The following is a 24,323-nucleotide window of genomic DNA, read 5'->3' as shown; positions in this document are numbered from 1 at the left end:
GAAGATCAGCAGATGAAAGCCAGGCTTGTCGATTATCTCAACCACGCCACCGGACAATGTGGGAGGGGGCTTGCCCCCGATAGCGGTGGGTCAGTTAGCCCATCTGGTGCAGATACACCGCCATCGGGGGCAAGCCCCCTCCCACATTTGATAGCGTTGGGCTTTAGGCCGGAGGCTGGGTCTGCTGCATCGAAGGCCGCTGGCTGACCTCGGCGTACCACGCCGCAAGCTTCGGGTTATCCAACCGCCATTGCATATCCGGATGGCGGAAATCCAGATAGCCCAATGCGCACGCGACGCTGATCGCGGCGATGTCGAAGTGGCTGGCCAGCTCGGCAATCGCGTCGGCTTCCAGTTCGGCGAGGGTGCGGCGGATCTTGTTGCGTTGCTCATCCAGCCATTGGTCCCAGTGTTTTTCCACCGGGCGCAACGCACTTTCATAGCGCACCAGCACGGCGGCATCCATGATGCCGTCGGCCATCGAGGCCAGGGTCAGGCGGCGCCAGCGCGCCGAGCCGTCGCGGGGGATTAGCGGGTTGCCGACGTGCTGGTGGTCGAAGTAATCGAGGATCACCCGGCTGTCATGCAGTACCGAGCCGTCGGCCAGGCGCAGGGCCGGGATCTTGCCCACGGGGTTGCCTTGTACCACGTTGCTGTCCGGGGTGACCGGGGTTGGCATGCAGGCGTGCAGGGCTACGCGGTCCTGCTGGCCGGTTTCCAGCAGCAGGACTCGGACTTTGCGTACGAAGGGGGAGGCGGGGTTGTGGAACAAGGTCATGGTGGACATGGGCATTCCTCAAGATGGGCAGCCGCTAGCCTAGAGGCATTGAGGGTGTTTTTGAAGGCCTCATCGGGGGCAAGCCCCCTCCCACATTGGATAGGCGCCGCGGTCAAAATGTGGGAGGGGGCTTGCCCCCGATAGCACCATCAGCCACGCCGCCGCAACAACCCCCATAAACCGATGACCGCCGGCACCCCCAACCCCACCCAACTCAACGAATCCCACCACCCATCCCCCAGCAGCGCCGCAAACAACCCGGCAGCACTGAGCAGGCCAATCCCCAGTGGAATGCCAAACACCTTCCAGAAACTCGACTGACGCGGCTTCATGTTTTACGCCTGACTATCCACAGGTAAACCCCGCTGCCCAGCACGATGATCGTCAGCACATCCAGCACCGCCCACAAAATCTTCATCGGCATGCCGCCGTAGTCGCCAAAGTGCAGCGGCTGGGACATGCCCATGGCGTCCATGTACCACGGCCGTTCGGCGATGGCGGTGACGGCCAGGGTGCTGGCGTCGATCAGCACCGGCGTGAGCAGATGAGAGGTCAAATGCGTGCTGCCCTTCATGAATACCGCGTAGTGATGCTCACTGGAAAACCGTGTGCCGGGGAAGGCGATAAAGTCCGGCTCCATGCCGGGCGCGGCCTTGGCGGCGATGGCCAGCAACTCGGTGGCCGGTGCGCGTTGAGTCAGCGGCGGCGCATTTTTGTATGGCTCGATCATCGCGCTGAGGCTGTCCTGGCGCCAGGCGGCGATGATCAGGTCGGCGCAGGCACTGATCACACCGGTCACGCCCACCACCAAGGCCCAGGTCAGGGTGACCACGCCGATCAGGTTATGCAGGTCGAGCCAGCGCAGGCGCGTGGACTTGTCCTGGCGCACGGTGGCGAACTTCAAGCGGCGCATAAACGGCAGGTACAACACCGTGCCCGAGACAATCGCCACCACAAACAGCAGGCCCATAAACGCCAGCAGCAACTTGCCCGGCAGACCGGCAAACATATCCACATGCAGGCGCAGCAAGAACAGCGTGAAACCGCCATTCGCCGAGGGCATCTCCACCGCCTCACCGGTGCGCGCATCCAGCATGAAGGTGTGGGACGCGTTGGGCTCGGTGCCAGCGGTAGCAGCCATGATCGCGATCACGCCGTTCTTGTCGTCCTCATCCCAGGCCAGGTACTGCATGGCTTCGCCGGGACGATGGGCCTGAGCCTTGGCCACAAGCTGTTCCAGGTTCAACTGTGGCGTGTCGGCCGGCATCTGCGCCAGTTGCGGCTCGTTGCCCAGCAGGTGATCGATCTCATGGTGAAACACCAGCGGCAGGCCGGTGAGGGCGAGCAACAGCAGGAACACCGTGCAGATCAGGCTGGTCCAGGTGTGGATAAAGGACCAGCGGCGGATGGTTTTGCTTTTCATTTTCCAGCCTTCAGATACACCAAAGCCGCCCCGGGTGGGCGGCCTGGTTGTTAGCTCAGCGGATTACCACTGGTAGGTGGCGCTGGCGACGACGCTGCGTTGATCGCCGAAGTAGCAATAGTTGCCGTCGCAGGTAGAAAGGTAGTCCTTGTTGAACAGGTTGGTGGCGTTGAGTTTCACCGAGGCGCCTTTGAGGCTGTTGTCCAGGCGGCCGAGGTCGTAGTGCACCGACCCGTCGAATACGGTGTAGGCGTTGGCCTTGCCGGTCCAGGTGTTTTCCTGGTTGCCGTAGGTGTTGCCGGTGTAGCGGGCGCCGAAGCCAATGCCGAAGCCGTCAAGCGGACCGGTATGCCAGGTGTAGTCAGTCCACAGCGAGGCTTGTTGGTTGGGTATCAGTTGCAGGCGGTTGCCTTTGTGGATACCGGTTTGCACCTCGGATTTGGCCAGGGTGTAGGCGGCGATGACCTTGAGGTTCTCGGTCACATCGGACACCGCTTCCAGTTCCAGACCCTTGACCTTCACTTCGCCGGCCTGGTCGGTAATCGACTCGCCACCCGAACCGATCCGGGTCACCAGCACGTTCTTCTGGGTCAGGTCATACACCGCAGCACTCAGTAGGGTGTTGGAGCCTGGCGGTTGGTACTTGATCCCCAACTCCCACTGTTTGCCTTCGGTGGGTTTGTAGGAGATGACCGGATCGACGCTGGCGTTGCTCGCCGGCTGGAACGACTCGGCATAGGACAGATACGGGACAAAGCCGGAATCGAACACGTAGCTGAGCGCTGCGTTGCCGCTGAAGTTCTTGCTGCGGTCGGTGTTGGTGGCGTCCTGCTTATTGAAGTAGGTGGTGCCCTGGTGCACCCAGTCTTCACGACCACCCAGGGTCAGGCGCCAGTTGTCCAGGGCCATCTGGTCTTGAACGTAAAGGCCAGTCTGGATGGTTTTCTGGTTGTAGTCGTAATACGGCGTGACGCCGACCGGGCGCAGGGTCGGTGTGGTGTTGATTGGGTTGTAGATGTTGATGTTGGAGGCCGTGCCGTAGATGGTCCGATAGGAGGTATCGGTGCGCTGGTGATCCAGGCCAAGCAACAAGGTGTGGGTGATGTCGCCGGTGGCGAAGTCTGCCTGGAAGTTGTTGTCCACGGCGAATTGACCGATGTTCTCGTCAACGTTGGTGGACGAACGGCTGATATCGCCCGCAGCGTTCGCCGGCGAGTAGATGAAAGAGCCCACGGTCAGTTGTTGGAACGACAACTCCGACTTGGTGTAACGCAGGTTCTGCTTGAACTGCCAGGTGTCGTTGAAGCGGTGCTCGAACGCATAGCCCAACGCATAGTAGGTACGGTCGTAGAACTCGTAGTCCGGGTCGCCCAGGTTTTTGTGGTGGGACACCTTGCCCAACGACGATTTGATCTTGGTGCCCTGGATCGGCATGAACTGGCTGGTAGCCCCGGTATCGTCACGGGTGAACTGCGAAAGCAGGGTCAGCTTGGTATCGGTATCGATGTTCCAGGTCAGGCTCGGCGCGATGTTGTAGCGCTTGTTGTCGATGTGATCGACCTGGGTGCCGGCATCGCGCACCACGCCGCTGACGCCGTAGAGGAATTCCCCCTCATCATCGATCTTGCCGGTGCTGGCGAAGTTGATCTGGCGGTAGTTGTCACTGCCGTATTGCACTTGGATCGCATGGCTGGACTCTTCGCTGGGACGCCGGCTGACCATATCCAGCAGACCGCCCGGCGGGGTTTGGCCGTACACCGACGAGGCCGGGCCACGCAGCAGGGCGATGCGGTCGAGGTTCCAGGTCTCGGCTTTCGGGTTGGCGTACACGCCGCGCGGCAGGGGCAGGCCGTCGAGGAATTGGGTCGGTTCGAAACCGCGCACGCGCATCCAGTCATAGCGGGTGTCGCTGCCGTAGCTGGCGGAGACGATGCCGGGCATGTATTTGACGGCGTCATCCAGGTTTTGGACGTTGCGGTCTTGCATCTGCTCGCGGGTGGCAACGGAAATCGAGCGCGGCGCTTCCACCAATGCGGTATCGGTCTTGGTGCCGGCGGCGGTGCGGCTGGCCAGGTAGCCTTGCACCGGGCCCCAGGCACTTTCCAGGTTGGCATCTTGCCCGGTGATATTGGTCACCGGCAGCGCCATCACGCCCTCCGGAACCGGCACCAACGTATAAGTCCCAGCACTGCTCTGCTCCAACTGCAAACCCGTACCCCGCAATGCTTCACGCAATGCGCCCTGTGGGTCGAACTGGCCCTGGACCGGGGCCGAGGTCTTGCCCGAGGCGAAGGCCGGGTTGAGGGTGAGTGCGATGCCGGCCTGGCTGGCGATTTGGTTCAGGGTGCTGGCCAATGGCGCGGCTGGCAGGTTGTAGGCGCGCACGCTGGAGGCCTGTTCGGCGGCGATCAGCGAGGTACTGGCCAACGGTGCGCTGAGGGCGATGGCCATGGCTAACAGGCTGGGGCGCAACAGGGTGTCTAGCGTGCGGGACATGAGGCGGCTCCTGAATGGAAATATTTCGCAATTGCCTAGGTGCCGGATGAGAATTGAAAAGTGATAGGGCGGGATGAAAATATTTTTTCTGGGGTGTTCTTGAGGGCCTCATCGGGGGCAAGTCGAATCGTCGCACCGCCCCTCCCACAGGAGAGCGCATTTCAAGTGTGGGAGGGGGCTTGCCCCCGATAGCTATTGCCCAGGCACCCCAGAACCTAAGGCTTGGCGCTGACCGTCACCCACCACGGCATACGCTGCTCAATCTGCACCGGCAACGTCGGCAGCAACGCATTCAACGCCAGTGTGGTGTCATGCAGTGGGAAACTGCCGGTAATGCGCAGGTCTGCCACGTTCTTGTCCACACCCAAATGCCCGGTGCGATAACGCGCCAACTCCGCCACCACATCCCCCAGGCGCGCGTTGTCCACCACCAGCATGCCGCGGGTCCAGGCATCGGTTGCCGGGGTGACCGCCAGCGTCGGCCCCAGGCCATCGCTGCGCATCAGCACTTGCTGGCCTTCCTTGAAGATCTGTTCTTTTTGCAGTGCCTCGGGCTGCGCGCCCACCGCCGATTGCAGCACGCTCAAGCGCGTGGCGTCGTCTTCGCGCTTGACGATAAACCGCGTACCCAGCGCCCGCAGGTTGCCGTCGCGGGTTTGCACATAGAACGGCCGCGCATCGTTGTGGCCGGTCTCCACCAGAATTTCGCCTTCCTGCAACACGATCAGCCGGCGTTTTTCATCGAACCGCACGTCGATGGCACTGTGGGTGTTGAGGTTGATCAGCGTGCCATCCGCCAGTTTCAACGTGCGTTGTTCGCCGGTGGCGGTGCGTTGATCGGCCAGCCAATAGTTGATCGGCACGTAGCGCTCACCGGCAAACAACGCCAGGCCGATGACCACTGCAATGCTTGCCAGGCCGCGACCCAGCTTGCGCACCCGCTGGCGAATGCCTTCGCGCGACTGCATCAGCGCCACCCGCGCCGGCCCTGCGGCCACGCTGAAACGCTGGTCGAGCATGCCCAATTGGCGCCAGGCGCGGGCGTGCTCTTCATCGCTGGCCAGCCATTTGCTGAATTCTTCGCGCTCAATCGGGCTGCCGTCGCCCGAGTCGAGGGACAGCTGCCAGGCAATCGCCGCATCCAGCACGCGGGATGAAACCGGACCGGAGCCCGTCACGACGGCTCGCCATACAGCGCGATGTAGCACTGGCGAATGCCCTGGGCCAGGTATTGGCGCACGCGAGGCACCGACACACCCAGGCGCTGGGCGATCTCGGCGTGGCCCATGCCATCGAGGCGGTTATAGAGGAAGGCGGCGCGGGCCTTGCTCGACAGCTTGCCCAGCAGGCGGTCGATGGCCTTGAGGTCTTCGAGGATCAGTTGCTGTTCTTCCGGCGAGGGGTGTTCGCTTTCCGGGATCAGCATCAGTTCGGTCAGGTAAGCCTGTTCCAATGCGGCGCGACGGAAGTAGTCGAACAACAGCCCCTTGGCGATGGCCACCAGGAATGCGCGCGGTTCGCGGGGTTCGCGCAGTTCGTCACGGCCCAGCAGGCGCATGAACGTGTCCTGGCTCAGGTCTTCGGCGCGGCTCGGGCAGGCCACATTGCGTCGCAGCCAGGCCAACAGCCAGCCACGATGGTCGCGATACAACGCGCCAACAAGCTCACTGTGTGGGTTCTGGATCGACGACAAAGCATCACCTGGCAAACAAAGCGTTTAAACTAACGAGAATTATTCGCGATTGTGTCAGAGCCGTGGGGTGGGCGCAATTGGCGTTTGTCGGGTGATCGTTCCCACGCTCTGCGTAGGAATGCCTTACTGGACGCTCCGGTGATCGTTCCCACGCTCTGCGTGGGAATGCCTCACTGGACGCTCCGCGTCCTCTAGAAAGTGGGCGCTTGTTTACGCCGTTTCCATTGGCTCAAACGCGCCTGCAACGTCTGCGGGGTGTCGATGTGTTGCTGGCGAGCTCGGCTAAACAGGATGAGCATCAGCTCCGCCGTGGCCAGGGCGTCGGCGCTGGCGTGATGGCGTTCACCGATGTGCAAGTGGAAGTGGTCGATCCAGTCGTCCAGCCCGGCTTCGCGGATAGACGCCTCTGGGCACACCAACGGAGCGATATCCGCAACATCCAGAAAAGGATGAGCCAGGCGATACCCCAGGCTGTCCTTGAGCGCCCGGCACAACATGTGTTGATCGAACGGCGCGTGGAACGCCAACAGTGGGCTGTCGCCGACAAACTCCATGAAGTCCAGCAGTGCCTCCACCGGATCGCTGCCGGCCGCAATGGCGCTAGGGCCGAGACCGTGGATCAACACGCTGGGGCTGAGCTTGGACTCGGCCCGCAGCAGGGTGCGTTCGAACATCTGCGAGAAATCCACCGCGCCGTCTTCAATCACCACGGCGCCGATGGACAGTACCTGATCGCGGTTGAGGTTCAAGCCACTGGTTTCCAGGTCTACCACCACCCAACGTTGAGCGCGCAAATCGCCGTCGCCCAGCACTGCGGGTTTCGGCAACTGGGCCAGGCGTTGCTGTTGAATGGCATCGAGGCCGGGTTTTTTCGCACGTAACCAACTGAACCAACTCACAGTTGATACCGCAACGTCAGGCTGCTTTGCAGGCGTTGGGCCTGACGCAGGGACTCACGCAGGATGCGCCGGTCCAGATGGTTGAGGCTGTCGGGGTCGACACGGTTGGAATACGCCTGGTTTTCACGGGTTTGCCGTTGGTGCTGCTGCATGCGGGTTTGCTGGATAAAGTGATACGCCTCTTCATACGCGGCGCCATCCAGGGGCTCGATGACTTCCTTGACCACCAGCTGGCGCAGGCGCTCCAGGGTGTTGTTGGCGTGGATACCGTTGGCCAGGGCCAGTAGGCGGGCGCCGTCGACAAAGGGCGTGAGGCCCTGCACTTTCAGATCCAGCGTGGCTTTTTCGCTGCCTTTACGCGTCAGCACGAATTCGCGGAAACGCCCTACGGGCGGTCGCTGGCGCAGAGCGTTCTCAGCCAGCATGCGTTGGAACAGGCGGTTATCCCCGACCTGATCGAGAATGCCCTGGCGCAACTGCTCGCATCCTCGTTCATCACCCCACACCACGCGCAGGTCGAAATAGATACTTGAACCCAGAAGATTCTCCGGCGTCGCCTCACGGATAAACGCCGCGAAACGCCGCGCCCATTCGCCCCGCGACAGGCACAGCTCGGGGTTGCCGGCCATGATATTGCCCTTGCACAGGCTGAACCCGCACAACGCCAGGCTTTGGTTGATCTGTTGCGCCAGCGGCAGCAGCCGGGCCCGGATCGCCGCCGCTTCGGCGGCATCCCTGGCGTCGAACAGGATGCCGTTGTCTTGGTCGGTGTACAGCGTCTGCTCGCGCCGGCCTTCGCTGCCGAAACACAGCCAACTGAATGGCACGCCAGGGTCACCTTTGTCGGCCAGCGTCAGTTCAATCACGCGGCACACGGTGTGATCGTTGAGCAAGGTAATGATGTGGGTGATCTGGGTGGACGAAGCGCCATGGGCCAACATGCGCTCCACCAACTGGCCGATCTCGCCGCGAATCGCCACCAGGTGTTCCACCCTTGGCGCATTGCGGATGGTACGGGCCAGGTGCACCAGGTCGACCCGTTGCAGGGAAAACAGATCGCGCTCGGACACCACGCCACACAGGCGCTGGTCTTTCACCAGGCAGACGTGGGCGATATGCCGTTCGGTCATGGCGATCGCCGCGTCAAAGGCGCTGTGGTCCGGGCTGAGGAAAAACGGTGCCTGGGTCATGTGGCTTTCGATGATCTGGTTGAAATCACTGGTGCCATCGGCCACCACCTGGCGCAGGTCACGCAGGGTGAAAATCCCCAGGGGCGCCTTGTGTTCATCGACGATCACGATGCTGCCGACCTGTTGCTCATGCATCAGCGTCACCGCTTCACGCAGCGGGGTGGTGGGGCTACACGTCACCGGGTGGCGCATGGCCAATTCGCCCAGGCGGGTGTTCAGCGAGTATTGGGTGCCGAGGGTTTCCACGGCTTTTTGCTGCACCTGCTGGTTGACTTGGTCCAACAGGCTACTGACCCCGCGCAGGGCGAAGTCGCGAAACGGGCTGGAAAGGGCGAACAGTTTGATAAACGCCGGTTTGTTCAGTTGCAGGCAGAAGGTGTCTTCGGCGGCCTTATGCTCGGTGCGGGTGGCCCGTTCACCGAGCAGCGCGGCGAGGGGGAAGCACTCGCCGGTGGTGATCTCGAAGGTGGTCTCGGTGGAGTCGGGGCGTTCGCCGACCACGCGGCCCTGCTTGACGATATAAAAGTGCTCAACCGGGCCGCCCGATGGTTTTAGGATGCTCTCGCCGGGGCCGAAGAAGCGCAGTTGGCATTGCTCGACCAGAAACGCCAGGTGCGCGTTTTCCATCTGGTTGAACGGGGGGAAACGTTGCAGGAACTGCAGGGTGCCGTGGATGTTCTGCAAAACAGCAGTTTTTCCCGCCTGGGCGAAGGCATCAGCTTTACTCATAACCATGACCGCAATTTTTTTGTCGTTATCGTGCCTCATGGTCGGCCCCTGCGCGGCAGGTGCCCATTGGACGTAAGTCTAGGTCGATACAAAGGGTCTAAACCTAGGGAAAAACCTTACATCACTATCGGCTAAAACCCGTAGAACGCCCACTAGGCAAACTTTCCGACGAAGTGCACATTGTTCGCCCTTCCGCAGATGTCTGACGAGTGTGCTGGGAGATTGATGAGAACTGCCGAGAACCGTATGTCCGACCACGATATTTTGAGTGATGCCGAGCGCGAGGCGCTGAGCGCCGTGATGCTGGAGCCTGATTTACCGCCGCAACGGGTGCTGATCGTCGACGACGACAAGGACGCCCGCGAACTGCTGGCGGAAATCCTGGGCCTGGACGGTATTCGCTGCATGACCGCCGACAGTGGTAAGACGGCGTGGGACCTGTTGGAGTCCAGCAGCTCGATTGGTTTGTTGATCACCGACTTGCGCATGGCGCCGAGCAATGGCCTGGAATTGATTCGTCAAGTGCGCAGTTCTACGCGGGCGGCGCTGCCGATCATCGTAATGTCGGGGGACGCGGAAGCACCGGATGTGATCGATGCGATGCATTTGAGCGTGGTGGACTTTTTGCTCAAGCCGATTGATAGCGTGAAGTTGGCGAAGTTGGTGAAGCGGGAGTTGGGGATGGCTTCCTGAATTTTGTGTTGTTGGTACTGGCCTCATCGGGGGCAAGCCCCCTCCCACATTTACTGTATTTACACATTCTGATTTGTGAACACATTCAAGGGTGGGAGGGGGCTTGCCCCCGATGAGGCCAGTCCAGCCACCACAAGCCCCAAAGAAAAAGCCCCGGTCTCTCAACCAGGGCTTTTTTCATTTACAGGCCATTCTTGGCCTTGAACTCCCGACGCCGACGGTGCAACACCGGCTCGGTGTAGCCGTTCGGTTGCTTGGTCCCTTCAATCACCAACTCCACCGCGGCCTGGAACGCGATGTTGCTGTCGAAATCCGGTGCCAGTGGGCGGTACAACGTATCCCCGGCATTCTGACGGTCCACCACCGGCGCCATGCGCTTGAGGCTTTCCATCACCTGGGCTTCGTTGACGATGCCATGGCGCAGCCAGTTGGCGATGTGCTGGCTGGAGATACGCAGGGTGGCGCGGTCTTCCATCAGGCCCACATCGTTGATGTCCGGCACCTTGGAGCAGCCGACGCCCTGGTCGATCCAGCGCACCACATAGCCAAGGATACCCTGGGCGTTGTTGTCCAGTTCGTTGCGGATTTCTTCGTCAGACCAATCGGTGTTGGTGGCCAGCGGAATGGTCAGGATGTCGTCCACCGATGCACGCTCACGCTTGGCCAATTCGGCCTGGCGCGCGAACACGTCAACCTTGTGATAGTGCAGCACGTGCAGGGCAGCGGCAGTCGGCGACGGCACCCAAGCGGTGTTGGCGCCAGCCAATGGGTGGGCGATTTTCTGTTCGAGCATCGCCGCCATCAGGTCGGGCATGGCCCACATGCCTTTGCCGATCTGCGCACGCCCTTGCAGGCCGGTGCTCAGGCCGATATCGACGTTCCAGTTTTCGTAGGCGCCGATCCATTTTTCCGCCTTCATGGCTGCTTTGCGCACCATGGCGCCGGCTTCCATGGAGGTGTGGATCTCGTCGCCGGTGCGGTCGAGGAAGCCGGTGTTGATAAACACCACGCGCTCGCTGGCCGCCTTGATGCAGGCCTTGAGGTTGACCGTGGTGCGGCGCTCCTCGTCCATGATCCCGACTTTGAGGGTGTTGCGCGGCAGATTCAGCACGTCTTCGATGCGACCGAACAGCTCGTTGGTGAACGCCGCTTCTTCCGGGCCGTGCATCTTCGGTTTGACGATGTACACGGAGCCAGTGCGGCTGTTCTTGCGGGTGCTGGTGTCGTTGAGGCTGTGGATCGCCGCCAGGCTGGTGATCAGCCCGTCGAGGATGCCTTCCGGTACTTCGTTGCCGTCTTTGTCGAGGATCGCGTCGATGGTCATCAAGTGACCCACGTTGCGCACGAACAGCAGCGAACGGCCGTGCAGGGTCACGTCCTGGCCATTCACGCCGGTGTAGACACGGTCGGCGTTCATGGTGCGGGTGAAGGTCTTGCCGCCCTTGGCCACTTCTTCGGCCAGGTCGCCCTTCATCAGGCCGAGCCAGTTGCGGTAGATCACCACTTTGTCATCGGCATCGACGGCGGCGACGGAGTCTTCGCAGTCCATGATGGTGGTGAGCGCGGCTTCCACCAGCACGTCTTTGACGCCAGCGGCGTCGGTCTGGCCGACCGGGGTGCTGGCGTCGATCTGGATTTCGAAGTGCAGGCCGTTGTGCTTGAGCAGGATCGCGGTCGGCGTGGCGGCAGCGCCGTGGAAGCCGATCAGTTGTGCGTCATCGCGCAGGCCGCTGTTGCTGCCGCCCTTGAGGCTGACAACCAGCTTGCCATCCACCACTTTATAGCCGGTGGAGTCCACGTGGCTGCCGGCGGTGAGCGGTGCGGCTTCGTCGAGGAAGGCGCGGGCGAAGGCAATCACCTTGTCGCCGCGTACCTTGTTGTAGCCCTGGCCCTTTTCGGCGCCGTTGGCTTCGCTGATGGCGTCGGTGCCATACAGCGCGTCATACAGCGAGCCCCAGCGCGCATTCGAGGCGTTGAGGGCGAAGCGGGCGTTCATCACCGGCACTACCAGCTGCGGGCCGGCCATGCGGGCAATTTCGTCGTCGACGTTTTGGGTCGTGGCCTGGAAATCCGCAGCTTCTGGCAGCAGGTATCCGATGTCTTGCAGGAAGGCCTTGTAGGCCACCGGGTCGTGGGCCTGGCCAGCGTGTGTCTGGTGCCAGGTATCGATCCGTGCCTGGAAGTCGTCGCGTTTGGCGAGTAGGGCTTTGTTCTTCGGTGCCAGGTCGTGGATGACCTTGTCGGCACCGGCCCAGAACTGCTCGGCAGTAATGCCGGTGCCGGGAATGGCTTCGTTGTTCACGAAGTCGAACAGGACTTTGGCGACCTGCAGGCCACCGACTTGAACGTGTTCAGTCATTGCTTGCCTCACTCTGCACAGCTTAAGCGCTTTTTAGATTTTCATTATGTAGTGCCAGGTTGCGCATACTACATGATGACTTGCGGTTGTGAAAATTAGACTAAATACGTCGTTTAGCGACCCACTTTGGTCGTACGGTCACAGCGGAGAACGGGATGTTCTCAAAAAACTATTGGATTGTTCCAGATAAATATAAAAATGGTACACGATTTGTTTTCGCGGGCTCCCCAGTCCACCTTGTAGATTGAATTCCAGAGGGCTTCGCCATGGACCATCTTGTACTCACAATTATTGCCGCCGACAAACCCGGCCTGGTTGAACGCATCGCGCAGAACATCGCCGCCCACGGCGGTAACTGGCTGGAAAGCCGCATGGCCCATATGGCCGGGCAGTTTGCCGGGATCCTGCGGGTCAGCGTGCCGACAGAGAGCCGCCAGGCCTTGGTGGGCGCGCTGGAGGACTTATCCACACACGGCATCCGCGTGCTGGTGGGCGAGGGCAGCAGCGGGCAGGCGTCGGCGTCCAAAGCCATCATGATGACGCTGGTGGGCAATGACCGGTCGGGCATCGTGCGTGAGATCACCGCGTTGCTGAGTCAGCAGGGCGTGAACCTGGAGAGCCTGAGCACGGATGTACGCCCGGCGCCCATGAGCGGTGACCCGCTGTTTACCGCCGAGGCGGTGTTGCAGGTGCCGGCCACGCTATCGCTGGATACCTTGCAGGCATCCCTGGAAACCCTGGCGGACGATTTGATGGTGGAACTGCACACCGAGGAATGATCTATCCACAGGGGTTATGCATGGAAAACCTGCATGAGCCTGTGGATAACCTTGGGGTGAATGCCTGCAAGCCACGCCAATTGTGGCTTGCAGAGAGTTGAGTGTTATTTGATCAGCTTTTCCGCACGCTCAGCCAGATATCCACGCTGTACACCACCAGGCCGGCCCAGATGAACGCGAAGGCGGTCAATGTGCTTGGCGCCAGGTGTTCGCCGAACAGCAACACTGCTTCCAGCAGCACCAAGGTTGGCGCGACGTACTGCAAGAAGCCCAGGGCGGTGTAGGGCAAATGCCGTGCGGCGGCGTTGAAACACACCAGCGGGATCAGCGTCACCGGGCCTGCGGCCACCAGCCACCAGGCTTCTGACGTGCTCCAGAACTCAAGCTGTGCGCTGTGGGCCGTGGGGTTGAACAGCAGCCACGCCGCCGCAATCGGCACCAGCATCCAGGTTTCCACCACCAGCCCCGGCAGGGCCTTGACCGGCGCTTGCTTGCGGATCAGCCCGTAGAAACCGAAGGTCAACGCCAGCACCAGCGACACCCACGGCAAGCTGCCCACTTGCCATACTTGCTGCGCCACACCCACCGCCGCCAGGCCGACCGCGACCCATTGCAGGCGGCGCAGGCGCTCACCCAGGATCAGCATGCCCAGCACCACATTCACCAGCGGGTTGATGTAGTAACCCAGGCTTGCTTCCAGCATGCGCCCACTGTTGACCGACCACACGTAGGTCAGCCAGTTGCCCGCAATCAACGAGCCGCTGAGGGCCAGGATCGCCAGGCGCTTGGGGTTGTCGCGCAGCTCGCGGAACCAGCCGGGGTGCTTCCACACCATCAACAGCAAACCGCCGAACAGTGCCGACCACAACACGCGGTGCACGATGATTTCGGCGGCGGGAACACTGGCGATGGCTTTGAAGTAGAGCGGGAACAGGCCCCAGATGACATAGGCGCTCAGGCCCAGGATGTAACCCTTGCGGGGGTTGGCGGCTTGCATTGCAGAATCCTTGCTTAGGCAGCTAACAAAGGCGTGATTGTAAGTACATTTGGTGGGCAATGTGATCTGCTTTGCTTTGCTTTGCTTTGCTTTGCTTTGCTTTGCTTTGCTTTGCTTTGGGTGGGAGGGGGCTTGCCCCCGATTGCTGTGTGTCAGTCACAGATGTATCAACTGGCAGACTGCAATCGGGGGCAAGCCCCCTCCCACATTTAACTCGACAGGTCAGAAGAGTTTCAGGGGTTCTTCGTTGAGGGCCGCCAATTGCTCGCGCAACGCCAACACCTGATCCCCCCAATACCGCTCACTGCCAAACCACGGGAAGCTGTGGGGAAACGCCGGGTCATCCCAACGCCGCGCCAGCCAGGCGCTGTAGTGCATCAGGCGCAGGGCGCGCAGCGGTTCGATCAGTGCCAATTCGCGCGGGTCGAAGTCATGGAATTCTTGATAACCGTCCATCAATTCCGACAGCTGCCCCAGGCATTCCTGGCGATCCCCGGCGAGCATCATCCACAGGTCCTGCACCGCCGGGCCCATGCGGCAGTCGTCCAGGTCGACGATGTGGAACATCTCGTCGCGGCACATCATGTTGCCGGGGTGGCAATCGCCGTGCATGCGGATGTTCGTGTGCGGGGTGGCGTTGTAGACATCTTCCACGCGCTTGAGCAGGTCGCGGGTGACAGACTCATAGGCGGGCAGCAGGCTCTTGGGAATGAAATTGCCTTCCAGCAACGTGGTAAGGGAGTCGTGACCGAAGTTCTTCACCCCCAGGGCTTCGCGGTGTTCAAACGGACGGGTGGAACCCACCGCATGCAAACGGCCCAGCAGCTGTCCGAGGCGATAGAGCTGATCGAGATTGCCTGGCTCCGGCGCACGACCGCCACGACGCGGGAACAGGGTGAAACGGAAACCCTGGTGTTCGAACAGGCTTTCGCCGTTGTGGATAAGGGGCGCCACCACCGGCACGTCGCATTCGGCCAGTTCGAAGGTAAAGCGGTGTTCTTCGAGGATCGCCTCGTTGGTCCAACGCTGGGGGCGGTAGAACTTGGCGATCAACGGTTCGGAGTCTTCGATGCCCACCTGGTAGACGCGGTTTTCGTAGCTGTTGAGCGCCAGGACGCGAGCGTCGCTGAGGAAACCGATGCTTTCGACGGCGTCGAGTACCAGGTCTGGGGTGAGTGTTTCAAACGGGTGGGCCATGGAAACTCCTGCGCGCAGCAGGGCGCCGCGTGTGGCCGGGTATGGTAACAGCATAGATAGGTGGTGGCTGTGCGGACGCCATCGGGGGCAAGCCCTCTCCCACATTTTGACCGCGCCGCCAATCAAGTGTGGGAGGGGCGGTGCGACGATTCGACTTGCCCCCGATGAGGCCCTATCAGGCGCCGACTATCCCACCATCATCCCGCCGAATCGCCATCACTGACGACCGCGGCTTGCCGTTCGGCAAATGCTCCGGCCAGGTCGACCCGCCGGTTTCGCCGGGATGCTGAATCCCCACAAACAGCGTCTTCTGATCCGGCGAGAAGCTGATACCAGTCACCTCACACGCCACCGGTCCTACCATGAAACGGCGGATTTCCCCGGTTTGCGGGTCGGCGCAGAGCATCTGGTTATTGCCCATCCCCGCGAAATCCCCGGCATTGCTGTAGTCCCCATCCGTCAGAATCCACAGGCGACCGGCCTTGTCGAAACCCAAGCCATCCGGGCTGTTGAACATATTCTGCGGGTTGATATTCGACGAGCCACCCTTCGGCTTGCCTGCATGCACCTCAGGATTGCCGGCCACCACGAACAGGTCCCAGGAAAACTCGCTGGAGCCATGGTTATCGGCATCGGCCTTCCAGCGCAGGATCTGGCCGTAGACGTTTTTCTCACGGGGGTTAGGCCCGCCGACTGGCTGGCCGTCTTCACCGCGCTTGGCGTTGTTGGTGAGGGTGCAATAGACCTGGCCGTCGATGGGACTGACCACGATCCATTCCGGGCGGTCCATGCGTGTGGCCTTCACCACGCTGGCGGCCATGCGCGCGTGGATCAGCACTTCGGCCTGGCTGTTGAACCCGGTACTGGCATCAATGCCATTTTTGCCATGGGTCAGCTCGACCCACTGGCCTTTGCCCTTGGGGTGGTCGGCGTTGCCGTCGCCCGCGTCGAAGATCGCTACGTACAAGGTGCCGTGATCGAGCAGGTCTTTATTGGCCTTGGGGTTGTGGTGGTTGATTTGATCGCGACTGACGAATTTGTAGATGAACTCACCGCGCTCGTCGTCGCCCATATACACCACGGCGCGGCCGTCGCGGGTTTCTGCCAGGGCGGCGTTCTCGTGCTTGAAGCGGCCCAGCGCAGTGCGCTTGACCGGTGTGGATTTGGGATCGAACGGGTCGATCTCCACCACCCAGCCGTGGCGATTGAGTTCGTTGGGGTTCTTGGCGATGTCGAATCGCGGGTCGTGCAGGTGCCAGTTGATCTCTTTGCTGGCGGCCACCACACCGTAGCGCTTTTGCCCGGCGTCGAAGGTCTGCTGTGGGTTGCTGCTGCCGAAGCAGTCAGTGAAGTTCTCTTCGCAGGTCAGGTAAGTGCCCCAGGGAGTCTGGCCATTGGCGCAGTTCTGGAAGGTGCCGAGGGCGTTCTTGCCGGCTTTATCGGCGCTGGTCTTCAGCCAGGCGTGGCCGGCAGCCGGGCCGCCGAGACGGATCGGCGAGTTGCCGTGGATGCGTCGGTTGTAGCGCGAGTCCTGCACGAACTGCCAGGTGTCGCCCTGGCGCCGCACTTCGATCACCGACACGCCTTCGCTGGCCTGGGCCTTGCGTACCTCTTCGGCCGATTGCGGCATGCCGCCGTGGGCGTAGAGGTAGCGGTAGTTGGTGTATTCGTTGTTGATCGCCATCAGCGCACGGTTGTTGTCACCGGGGAACGGGAACAGGCTCATGCCGTCGTTGTGGTCGCCGAACTGCTGTTCCTGGGCCTTGGCGGTGCCGTTGCCGGAGGGGTCGAAGGCCGGGGCGTGTTTGCTCAGCGGCTGGCCCCAGCTGATCAGCACCGAAGCGCTGTAGCCGGGCGGCAAGGTAATGGCGTCGCTGGTCGCGGCGGCGATGCTGGTGAAGCCCAACAACGGGCTGGCGCTGGCGGCGTTGACGGCCAGGGCGCTGCGGCTCAGCAGGTTGCCGCCGAGGAACATCGCGGCACCGCACAGGGCGCCGGCGCCGATGAAACGACGGCGGGTGAGGCCGACCATCTGTTCAAGGTCGGTGGCTTGGTTCTCTTCTAACAGGCTCATCTCAGGCTCCTTGAGTGCTTTTTGCGAACACCTTAAGGAGCGTGAGTGACGGAATTGTTGCAGTTTGACGGTGGGCGTTGGCTACACCGGCGTACCCAACAGCACATTGCTGGGGGCGAATTGCACCTGGATCGGCTGGCCTTCGCGGGCAGTCAGGGCGCGGAGCGCGGCAGGCTGCGCCAGGGCGCATAAAACCTGGTTGTTGGGCAGGGCGATGCGCACTTCGCTGGGGCCGTCGTCGGCGTCGAGAATCGTCTCGATCACGCCGCTCATGCAATTGTGTCCAGGTGTTGCTGCTTGCCCGATGGCGAGCAATTCCAGCCAGCCGGCCTTGATCAGCGCGACCACTTCCACGCCGGTTTCCAGTTCCAGCCGTTGCGTGCTGTCGTGGGTGATTTGTGCCGCCAGCGTCAGCCCACCGGCCAATTGCAGGCGGATCAGGTCGTTGCGGCCATAGCTTTCAATCGCGATGACTTGGCCGTGCAGTTGGTTGCGTGCGCTGGTGCGCAGCATCAAGCGGCCCAGCAGGTTGAAGTCGCTGGCGGCTTCGTCGGAGCCGAGTATTTCGGCCTGCAATACTTGCAGTCGCTGATAGAGGCGCAACACCCGCTCGCCCTCGGCCGTCAGTTTGGCGCCGCCACCGCCCTTGCCGCCGACGCTGCGTTGCACCAGCGGTTTTTGCGCCAGGTTATTCAGCTCATCGATGGCGTCCCAGGCGGCCTTGTAGCTCAGGCCGGCACTCTTGGCCGCGCGGGTGATGGAACCCTGTTCGGCGATATGCCCCAGCAGGGCAATGCGCTGGGGGCGGCGGATGATGTGTTGGCTGAGGGACGTGGGCAGAGACATGGCGATACGCTTTTATGAGATGGGCCAAACGTTGCGGGCAAGGTGATGCCCGCGTCAAGTCAGGTGCCCGGTTTGGGCGTGCGGGCTAGGCAGTACACATCGACCCGTCGCGCTCCCGCGTTCATCAGCAAACGCGCCAGGCTGTGGGCGGTGGCGCCGGTGGTGAGCACATCGTCCACCAACGCGAAGTGACGGCCTTGCACGGGTGCGTCGGGGGCCAAGGTAAAGGCGTTGAGCAGGTTACGTTTGCGGGTCTTGGCATCCAGGGCTTGTTGCGCGACGGTTTCATGGGGGCGTAACAACAGGTGTTCATCTTGGGCGATAGCGAGGTCTTCGCTCAGCCACTTCGCCAGCATCAAGGCTTGGTTATAGCCGCGTTCGCGCAGGCGCTTGCGGGCCATGGGCACCGGCAGCAGGCAGTCGGGGCGGGGGAGTGCGGTGTTGTCATAGCGATGTTGCAGGTGCCGCCCTAGCAAGCGCGCGAGTAGTTGCCCAAACGGCCAGCGTGCCTGGTGCTTGAAGCGGCTGATCAGGCTGTCGACGGGAAAGCTGTAGGACCAGGGCGCGATCACGTGTTTAAAAGAGGGCGGTTGTTTCACACATGGGCCACAGATTAAACCGTTCATCGGCAGGGGCAGGGCGCATACCTCGCATTGCTCCATCAACCAAGGCAGCTCGGTTTCGCAGACGTTGCACACACAATCGGTTGAATCTGTCGGTTCATCGCAGATTAAACAGGTGTGTTCGTTTTTTAACCAGATGTAAACCGGTTGTTTGCTGGTTGGTTGACAGTGCATGAATCTTCCTTAAATATGCCGAGCATCCGTGTCGTGCCTGTGGGTATTGCCCTTCCCGCAGCGCTTGCCAAAGCATAATCAAGGAATCGCCCATGAGCGCCAGCACCTCCGCCACCCTGCGTCACGATTGGTCTCTCGCCGAAGTCAAGGCACTGTTTGTGCAGCCGTTCAACGACTTGCTGTTCCAGGCGCAGACCGTGCACCGCGCGCATTTCGACGCCAACCGTGTGCAAGTGTCGACCCTGCTGTCGATCAAGACCGGCGCCTGCCCGGAAGATTGCAAATATTGTCCGCAGTCGGGCCACTACAACACCGGCCTGGAAAAAGAAAAGCTGATGGAAGTGCAGAAGGTCCTCGAAGAGGCTGCCCGCGCCAAGGCCATCGGCTCGACCCGTTTCTGCATGGGCGCTGCCTGGAAGCACCCGTCGGCCAAAGACATGCCCTACGTGTTGCAGATGGTCAAAGGCGTGAAGGCCATGGGCCTGGAAACCTGCATGACCCTGGGTCGTCTGGACCAGGACCAGACCGAAGCCCTGGCCCAGGCCGGCCTGGACTACTACAACCACAACCTCGATACCTCGCCGGAGTTCTACGGCAGCATCATCACCACCCGCACCTACAGCGAGCGCCTGCAAACCCTGGCCTACGTGCGCGATTCGGGGATGAAGATCTGCTCCGGCGGCATCCTCGGCATGGGCGAGTCCCTTGATGACCGCGCCAACCTGTTGATCCAACTGGCCAACTTGCCGGAGCATCCGGAGTCGGTGCCGATCAACATGCTGGTGAAGGTGGCCGGCACGCCGCTGGAGAATGCCGAGGACATCGACCCGTTCGACTTCATCCGCATGCTGGCCGTGGCGCGCATCTTGATGCCGCAGTCCCACGTACGCCTGTCGGCCGGCCGTGAAGCGATGAATGAGCAGATGCAGGCCCTGGCGTTTTTTGCCGGTGCCAACTCGATCTTCTATGGCGACAAACTGCTGACCACCGCCAACCCGCAGGCGGACAAGGACATGCAACTGTTCTCGCGCCTGGGGATCTTGCCGGAGGCTCGCGAAGAGCATGCCGATGAGGTGCATCAGGCGGCGATCGAGCAGGCGTTGGTGGAGCAGAAGAGCAGCGAGCAGTTCTATAACGCCGTTGTGTGATTGAAATGCGATTCAAATGTGGGAGGGGGCTTGTGTGGGAGGGGGCTTGCCCCCGATGGCGGTGGACCGGTCACTGTTGTATCGACTGATACACCCTCATCGGGGGCAAGCCCCCTCCCACATGGGGTCCCTGCCTCCTGTTTGACCGCGTTTACCCTGAATTCCGAGGCCTGCATGTCTTTCGATCTCTCCGCGCGCCTCGCTGCCCGCCGTGCCGAACATCTTTATCGCCAACGCCCACTGCTGGAAAGCCCCCAGGGCCCGCAAGTGGTGGTGGATGGCCAGCCGTTGCTCGCGTTCTGCAACAACGACTATCTGGGGTTGGCCAATCACCCACAAGTGATCGAAGCCTGGCGCGCCGGCGCTTCCCGTTGGGGCGTGGGCGGTGGGGCTTCGCATTTGGTGGTCGGGCATGCGACGCCGCACCATGAACTGGAAGAAGCCCTGGCCGACCTGACTGGCCGTCCCCGTGCATTGCTGTTTACCACCGGCTACATGGCCAACCTCGGTGCCGTCACCGCGCTGGTAGGGCAGGGCGATACGGTGCTGGAAGACCGTCTTAACCACGCCTCGTTGCTGGATGCCGGCTTGCTCTCCGGTGCGCGTTTCAATCGCTACCTGCACAACGACGCCGACAGCCTGGCCAAGCGCCTGGAGAAAGCCACCGGCAATACATTGGTGGTCACCGACGGCGTCTTCAGCATGGACGGCGACGTGGCCGACTTGCCCGCGCTGGCCCGTGAAACCCGGGCCAAAGGCGCCTGGTTGATGGTGGATGACGCCCACGGGTTCGGCCCGCTGGGCGCGAACGGCGGCGGGATCGTCGAGCATTTCGGCTTGAGCCAGGACGACGTGCCGGTTCTGGTCGGCACCCTTGGCAAGGCCTTCGGCACCGCCGGCGCATTTGTGGCCGGCAGTGAGGAACTGATCGAAAGCCTGATCCAATTCGCCCGGCCCTATATCTACACCACCAGCCAGCCGCCGGCATTGGCCTGTGCCACCTTGAAAAGCCTGGAGTTGCTGCGCACCGAGCATTGGCGCCGTGAACACCTCAATGGCCTGATCCGCCAGTTCCGCCAGGGCGCCGAGCAGCTCGGCCTGGATTTGATGGACAGCTTTACGCCGATCCAACCGATCCTGATCGGCGACAGCGCCAGGGCCGTGCGCCTGTCGCAGATGCTGCGCGAACGCGGGCTGATGGTGACCGCGATCCGCCCGCCGACCGTGCCGGCGGGTAGCGCCCGTCTGCGGGTGACATTGACGGCCGCCCACACCGACGCGCAGGTGCAGCTATTGTTAAACGCATTGGAAGAGTGTTTCCGCTTGTTAGGCGCCACGGAGCCCAACCATGCGTGATCGACTGATATTGCTGCCCGGCTGGGGCCTCGGCGTGTCGCCGCTGGAGCCTTTGGCCGCGGCATTGCAGGGTTTGGACGAGCATCTGCGGGTGCAGGTCGAGCCGCTGCCCGCGCTGGACGCCAGCGACCTCGATGAATGGTTGGACGAACTCGACGCCACGCTGCCGGACAACGCCTGGCTGGGCGGTTGGTCCCTGGGTGGCATGCTTGCGTCCGAGCTGGCAGCCCGACGCGGCGAACGCTGCTGCGGCCTGCTGACCCTGGCCAGCAACCCGTGTTTTGTGGCACATGACGGCTGGCCGAGCGCGATGCCGGCCGAGACGTTCGATGCGTTCCTTGCCGGTTGTCATGCTGACTCCCAAGTCACCCTCAAGCGCTTCGGCCTGCTGTGCGCCAAGGGCGCCGAGGACCCGCGCGGGCTGGCACGTTTGCTGGTCAGCGGTGCGCCGAATGCATCGCCCAGTGCGTTGATGGCCGGTCTTGAACTGCTGGCGCAACTGGACACCCGCGAAGCCTTGTTGGCCTATCGCGGGCCGCAACTGCATCTGTTTGCCGGCATGGACGAACTGGTGCCCGCCGAAGCCGCCAGCCACCTGCTGACCCTGCTCCCCGATGTAGAAATCGGTCTGATTGAACAGGCCGGTCACGCGTTTCTTCTGGAAGATCCCCACGGTGTTGCGGGGGCCATCCAGGCTTTTTTGCATGAGTGTGTTGATGACTGATCTATCCCATCCCTTGCTGCCGGGCGCCTTGCCGGACAAGCGCCAAGTGGCTGCATCGTTTTCCCGTGCGGCGGCCAGCTACGACAGCGTCGCCGAGTTGCAGCGCGCGGTGGGCGGTGAATTGCTGGCCCGTCTCCCGCCGAATATTGCGCCGCAACGCTGGTTGGATATGGGCTGTGGCACGGGTTATTTCAGCCGTGTGCTGAATGAATTGCTACCGGCCAGCCAGGGTGTGGCGCTGGATATTGCCGAGGGCATGCTCAATCACGCCCGCCCTTTGGGGGGCGCGGCGCACTTCATCGCCGGTGATGCCGAGCGTTTGCCATTGCAGGACGCAAGCTGCGGGTTGATCTTCTCCAGCCTGGCAGTGCAGTGGTGTGCAAACTTCGACGCGGTACTCAGTGAGGCCTATCGGGTGCTGCAACCTGGCGGGGTACTGGCCTTTGCCAGCCTGTGCGAGGGCACGCTGGATGAGCTGCGCGAAAGCTGGCGCGCGGCGGATGGGCTGGTTCACGTCAATCGCTTCCGCACCTTCGAGGCTTATCAGCAATTGTGCGCGGCGAGCGGCCTGCGGGTGGTGAGCCTGGAGCGCCGTCCCCATGTGCTGCACTACCCGGATGTGCGCAGCCTGACCCATGAATTGAAGGCGTTGGGTGCACATAACCTTAATCCGGGGCGGCCCGGAGGGTTGACGGGGCGCGCACGGATTGTTGCACTGGTGGCCGCTTACGAGCAGTTCCGTCAGGCCCAGGGCCTGCCCGCCACGTACCAAGTGGTGTACGCCGTACTGGAGAAACCGCTATGAGCGTCGCTTATTTCATCACCGGCACCGACACCGATGTGGGCAAGACCACCGTTGCCGCTGGCCTGTTGCATGCAGCACGGCAAGCCGGGAAAAGCACCGCCGCTGGCAAGCCCGTCGCCTCCGGCTGTCAGGTAACCCCCAAGGGCTTGCGCAATGCCGATGCCCTCGCGTTGCTGGCCGAATGTTCATTGCCGCTGAGTTACGCCGAGGTCAACCCGGTGGCGTTCGAGCCGGCCATCGCACCCCATCTGGCGGCACGGGAGGCGGGTGTGGCGTTGACGGTGCAGTCGTTGCTCAAGCCGATGCAGCAGATCTTGGCCAAGGACGCGGATTTCACCTTGATCGAAGGCGCTGGCGGTTGGCGTGTGCCGTTGGCTGATCAGGCAAACCTGTCGGACCTGGCCATGGCGCTCAAACTGCCGGTGATCCTGGTGGTGGGGGTGCGCCTGGGTTGTATCAGCCATGCATTGCTGACTGCCGAAGCCATTGCGCGCGATGGTTTGCAGCTGGCGGGTTGGGTGGCGAATATCATCGACCCCAAGACCTCTCGTCTGGAAGAGAACCTTGCCACCCTGGCCGAGCGCTTGCCTGCCCCGTGCCTGGGCCGCGTGCCGAAACTCAAGCAGGCCGGTGCTGAAGCGGTAGCGCAATACCTGCAATTGGACCTCCTTGACTAATTTTGGCTATCGCCAAGGCATTATGCCATTAGTGTTTTTGACGGGCGTTTTGCCAGGTTCTCTGCTTCAATCAGCGTTCACGATTCTCTAAAGGCAGGCTTACGCCATGGACATCTCTGGAAGCAGCGCGTTTTATTCGGGCCTGAGCACCATTCAGACCGGGCAGAACCGTGTCGACCAGGCCGCCGGTAAAATCGCCAGTGCGGCGACGAACCAGCCCTCGGATGCACAGGTTGACCGTCTTCGCGCCAGTGACAGTGCCCAACCTTCGAACTCGGCGAGCAATATGGTCGAGATGGCCGAAGGTAAATTTCAGGTGGAGCTGGGGGCAAAGGTCGCCAAGGCTTCGGATGAAATGCTGGGTACGTTGATCGATACCTACGCTTAAACCCAGGTCTGCGCTCTTAATGTGGGAGGGGGCTTGCTCCCGATAGCAGGGTGACAGTCAGTACATGCATGACTGACCCACCGCTATCGGGAGCAAGTCGAGTCGTCGCACCGCCCCTCCCACATTTGCCCAGCGTCGTCTTCTAGAACTTCTACACTCCCGTTGCTGTGGCAACCCACCGCAGGCGTAGCCGTGTGCGCCATGGATTCGTGGCATGACAAACGGCGTCTTGACATCCCTAGGTCGTAAACGTATGTTTCAAACACCTGTTTGAC

22 protein-coding genes are annotated in these 24,323 nt (G+C 61.8%); 8 read left to right on the top strand and 14 right to left on the bottom strand.

The window, feature by feature from the left end; translation table 11 throughout:
* Nucleotides 1–163: 163 nt before the first annotated feature.
* From DYL61_RS01715 to DYL61_RS01680, 8 genes are all read right to left on the bottom strand, one after another.
* Entirely contained in the window at nucleotides 164–793 is a 630-nt protein-coding gene (locus DYL61_RS01715; protein ID WP_135306952.1) for a glutathione S-transferase N-terminal domain-containing protein, read from the bottom strand.
* A gap of 134 nt (nucleotides 794–927) precedes the next feature.
* A complete protein-coding gene (locus tag DYL61_RS01710; protein WP_135306951.1) occupies nucleotides 928–1,110 on the bottom strand; it encodes a hypothetical protein in 183 nt (60 codons plus the stop codon).
* The gene (locus DYL61_RS01705) at nucleotides 1,107–2,201 is read right to left on the bottom strand and encodes a PepSY-associated TM helix domain-containing protein (protein ID WP_135306950.1); all 1,095 of its coding nucleotides are present in this window, start codon (nucleotides 2,199–2,201) and stop codon (nucleotides 1,107–1,109) included. The genes DYL61_RS01710 and DYL61_RS01705 overlap by 4 nt, the downstream gene beginning before the upstream one ends.
* Nucleotides 2,202–2,264: 63 nt before the next feature.
* Nucleotides 2,265–4,697 (bottom strand): TonB-dependent siderophore receptor, encoded by a 2,433-nt coding sequence (locus DYL61_RS01700; RefSeq protein WP_135306949.1) that lies wholly within the window; start codon nucleotides 4,695–4,697, stop codon nucleotides 2,265–2,267.
* A gap of 215 nt (nucleotides 4,698–4,912) precedes the next feature.
* Entirely contained in the window at nucleotides 4,913–5,875 is a 963-nt protein-coding gene (locus DYL61_RS01695) for a FecR domain-containing protein (RefSeq protein WP_135306948.1), read from the bottom strand.
* Complete coding sequence (locus DYL61_RS01690) at nucleotides 5,872–6,390, bottom strand: RNA polymerase sigma factor (RefSeq protein WP_135306947.1); 519 nt, start codon at nucleotides 6,388–6,390, stop codon at nucleotides 5,872–5,874. The genes DYL61_RS01695 and DYL61_RS01690 overlap by 4 nt, the downstream gene beginning before the upstream one ends.
* A 191-nt stretch (nucleotides 6,391–6,581) precedes the next feature.
* On the bottom strand, nucleotides 6,582–7,289 hold the full coding sequence (locus DYL61_RS01685) for a 3'-5' exonuclease (protein ID WP_135306946.1): 708 nt from the start codon (nucleotides 7,287–7,289) through the stop codon (nucleotides 6,582–6,584).
* A complete protein-coding gene (locus DYL61_RS01680; protein WP_193559418.1) occupies nucleotides 7,286–9,208 on the bottom strand; it encodes a putative nucleotidyltransferase substrate binding domain-containing protein in 1,923 nt (640 codons plus the stop codon). The genes DYL61_RS01685 and DYL61_RS01680 overlap by 4 nt, the downstream gene beginning before the upstream one ends.
* A 246-nt stretch (nucleotides 9,209–9,454) precedes the next feature.
* Between DYL61_RS01680 and DYL61_RS01675 the strand changes: the two genes are divergently transcribed.
* Nucleotides 9,455–9,901, top strand: a complete 447-nt coding sequence (locus tag DYL61_RS01675; RefSeq protein ID WP_135306944.1) for a response regulator — start codon at nucleotides 9,455–9,457, stop codon at nucleotides 9,899–9,901.
* 181 nt (nucleotides 9,902–10,082) lie between these two features.
* Here the strand turns inward: DYL61_RS01675 and DYL61_RS01670 are convergent, their stop codons facing one another.
* The gene (locus DYL61_RS01670; RefSeq protein ID WP_135306943.1) at nucleotides 10,083–12,260 is read right to left on the bottom strand and encodes a malate synthase G; all 2,178 of its coding nucleotides are present in this window, start codon (nucleotides 12,258–12,260) and stop codon (nucleotides 10,083–10,085) included.
* Nucleotides 12,261–12,526: 266 nt separating this feature from the next.
* On the opposite strand from DYL61_RS01670, the gene DYL61_RS01665 reads away from it, so the two are divergent.
* Nucleotides 12,527–13,039: a glycine cleavage system transcriptional repressor gene (locus DYL61_RS01665; RefSeq protein WP_135306942.1), complete on the top strand. Its 513-nt coding sequence runs from the start codon at nucleotides 12,527–12,529 to the stop codon at nucleotides 13,037–13,039.
* A 112-nt stretch (nucleotides 13,040–13,151) separates the two neighbouring features.
* Here DYL61_RS01665 and rarD read toward each other — a convergent pair whose 3' ends face one another.
* The 5 genes from rarD to DYL61_RS01640 form a co-directional block, all read right to left on the bottom strand.
* Nucleotides 13,152–14,036, bottom strand: coding sequence for an EamA family transporter RarD (rarD, locus tag DYL61_RS01660; protein ID WP_105698188.1), 885 nt, complete (start codon nucleotides 14,034–14,036; stop codon nucleotides 13,152–13,154).
* 222 nt (nucleotides 14,037–14,258) lie between these two features.
* Nucleotides 14,259–15,233, bottom strand: coding sequence for a serine/threonine protein kinase (locus DYL61_RS01655; protein ID WP_135306941.1), 975 nt, complete (start codon nucleotides 15,231–15,233; stop codon nucleotides 14,259–14,261).
* A gap of 175 nt (nucleotides 15,234–15,408) precedes the next feature.
* A complete protein-coding gene (locus tag DYL61_RS01650) occupies nucleotides 15,409–17,307 on the bottom strand; it encodes a PhoX family protein (RefSeq protein ID WP_135306940.1) in 1,899 nt (632 codons plus the stop codon).
* Between the two features lie 81 nt (nucleotides 17,308–17,388).
* Entirely contained in the window at nucleotides 17,389–18,153 is a 765-nt protein-coding gene (locus DYL61_RS01645) for a TOBE domain-containing protein (RefSeq protein WP_135306939.1), read from the bottom strand.
* Between the two features lie 59 nt (nucleotides 18,154–18,212).
* The gene (locus DYL61_RS01640) at nucleotides 18,213–18,950 is read right to left on the bottom strand and encodes a ComF family protein (protein WP_135306938.1); all 738 of its coding nucleotides are present in this window, start codon (nucleotides 18,948–18,950) and stop codon (nucleotides 18,213–18,215) included.
* A 92-nt stretch (nucleotides 18,951–19,042) separates the two neighbouring features.
* On the opposite strand from DYL61_RS01640, the gene bioB reads away from it, so the two are divergent.
* From bioB to DYL61_RS01610, 6 genes are all read left to right on the top strand, one after another.
* Complete coding sequence (gene bioB, locus DYL61_RS01635; protein WP_016974158.1) at nucleotides 19,043–20,098, top strand: biotin synthase BioB; 1,056 nt, start codon at nucleotides 19,043–19,045, stop codon at nucleotides 20,096–20,098.
* Nucleotides 20,099–20,272: 174 nt separating this feature from the next.
* Nucleotides 20,273–21,454, top strand: a complete 1,182-nt coding sequence (gene bioF / locus DYL61_RS01630; RefSeq protein ID WP_135306937.1) for an 8-amino-7-oxononanoate synthase — start codon at nucleotides 20,273–20,275, stop codon at nucleotides 21,452–21,454.
* A complete protein-coding gene (locus DYL61_RS01625) occupies nucleotides 21,447–22,178 on the top strand; it encodes an alpha/beta fold hydrolase (RefSeq protein ID WP_135306936.1) in 732 nt (243 codons plus the stop codon). The genes bioF and DYL61_RS01625 overlap by 8 nt, the downstream gene beginning before the upstream one ends.
* A complete protein-coding gene (gene bioC, locus DYL61_RS01620; protein WP_135306935.1) occupies nucleotides 22,171–22,983 on the top strand; it encodes a malonyl-ACP O-methyltransferase BioC in 813 nt (270 codons plus the stop codon). Before DYL61_RS01625 ends, bioC begins: the two co-directional genes overlap by 8 nt.
* The gene (gene bioD / locus DYL61_RS01615; protein ID WP_135306934.1) at nucleotides 22,980–23,660 is read left to right on the top strand and encodes a dethiobiotin synthase; all 681 of its coding nucleotides are present in this window, start codon (nucleotides 22,980–22,982) and stop codon (nucleotides 23,658–23,660) included. The genes bioC and bioD overlap by 4 nt, the downstream gene beginning before the upstream one ends.
* A 106-nt stretch (nucleotides 23,661–23,766) precedes the next feature.
* Complete coding sequence (locus tag DYL61_RS01610; RefSeq protein ID WP_135306933.1) at nucleotides 23,767–24,048, top strand: pyrroloquinoline quinone biosynthesis protein PqqE; 282 nt, start codon at nucleotides 23,767–23,769, stop codon at nucleotides 24,046–24,048.
* Nucleotides 24,049–24,323: the final 275 nt, after the last annotated feature.

The organism is Pseudomonas nabeulensis, from assembly GCF_004682045.1.
GTDB classification, from domain to species: domain Bacteria; phylum Pseudomonadota; class Gammaproteobacteria; order Pseudomonadales; family Pseudomonadaceae; genus Aquipseudomonas; species Aquipseudomonas nabeulensis.
The sequence above is the reverse complement of the archived record's forward strand: the minus strand, read 5'-3'. Positions and strand labels throughout refer to the sequence as shown.

Bases quoted from the DNA above. Each gene is read 5' to 3' on its own strand.
- DYL61_RS01715 (WP_135306952.1), bottom strand. From the start codon at position 793: ATGCCCATGTCCACCATGACCTTGTTCCACAACCCCGCCTCCCCCTTC.
- DYL61_RS01710 (WP_135306951.1), bottom strand. From the start codon at position 1,110: ATGAAGCCGCGTCAGTCGAGTTTCTGGAAGGTGTTTGGCATTCCACTG.
- DYL61_RS01705 (WP_135306950.1), bottom strand. From the start codon at position 2,201: ATGAAAAGCAAAACCATCCGCCGCTGGTCCTTTATCCACACCTGGACC.
- DYL61_RS01700 (WP_135306949.1), bottom strand. From the start codon at position 4,697: ATGTCCCGCACGCTAGACACCCTGTTGCGCCCCAGCCTGTTAGCCATG.
- DYL61_RS01680 (WP_193559418.1), bottom strand. From the start codon at position 9,208: ATGAGTAAAGCTGATGCCTTCGCCCAGGCGGGAAAAACTGCTGTTTTG.
- DYL61_RS01675 (WP_135306944.1), top strand. From the start codon at position 9,455: ATGTCCGACCACGATATTTTGAGTGATGCCGAGCGCGAGGCGCTGAGC.
- DYL61_RS01670 (WP_135306943.1), bottom strand. From the start codon at position 12,260: ATGACTGAACACGTTCAAGTCGGTGGCCTGCAGGTCGCCAAAGTCCTG.
- DYL61_RS01665 (WP_135306942.1), top strand. From the start codon at position 12,527: ATGGACCATCTTGTACTCACAATTATTGCCGCCGACAAACCCGGCCTG.
- rarD (WP_105698188.1), bottom strand. From the start codon at position 14,036: ATGCAAGCCGCCAACCCCCGCAAGGGTTACATCCTGGGCCTGAGCGCC.
- DYL61_RS01655 (WP_135306941.1), bottom strand. From the start codon at position 15,233: ATGGCCCACCCGTTTGAAACACTCACCCCAGACCTGGTACTCGACGCC.
- DYL61_RS01650 (WP_135306940.1), bottom strand. From the start codon at position 17,307: ATGAGCCTGTTAGAAGAGAACCAAGCCACCGACCTTGAACAGATGGTC.
- DYL61_RS01645 (WP_135306939.1), bottom strand. From the start codon at position 18,153: ATGTCTCTGCCCACGTCCCTCAGCCAACACATCATCCGCCGCCCCCAG.
- DYL61_RS01640 (WP_135306938.1), bottom strand. From the start codon at position 18,950: ATGCACTGTCAACCAACCAGCAAACAACCGGTTTACATCTGGTTAAAA.
- bioB (WP_016974158.1), top strand. From the start codon at position 19,043: ATGAGCGCCAGCACCTCCGCCACCCTGCGTCACGATTGGTCTCTCGCC.
- bioF (WP_135306937.1), top strand. From the start codon at position 20,273: ATGTCTTTCGATCTCTCCGCGCGCCTCGCTGCCCGCCGTGCCGAACAT.
- DYL61_RS01625 (WP_135306936.1), top strand. From the start codon at position 21,447: ATGCGTGATCGACTGATATTGCTGCCCGGCTGGGGCCTCGGCGTGTCG.
- bioC (WP_135306935.1), top strand. From the start codon at position 22,171: ATGACTGATCTATCCCATCCCTTGCTGCCGGGCGCCTTGCCGGACAAG.
- bioD (WP_135306934.1), top strand. From the start codon at position 22,980: ATGAGCGTCGCTTATTTCATCACCGGCACCGACACCGATGTGGGCAAG.
- DYL61_RS01610 (WP_135306933.1), top strand. From the start codon at position 23,767: ATGGACATCTCTGGAAGCAGCGCGTTTTATTCGGGCCTGAGCACCATT.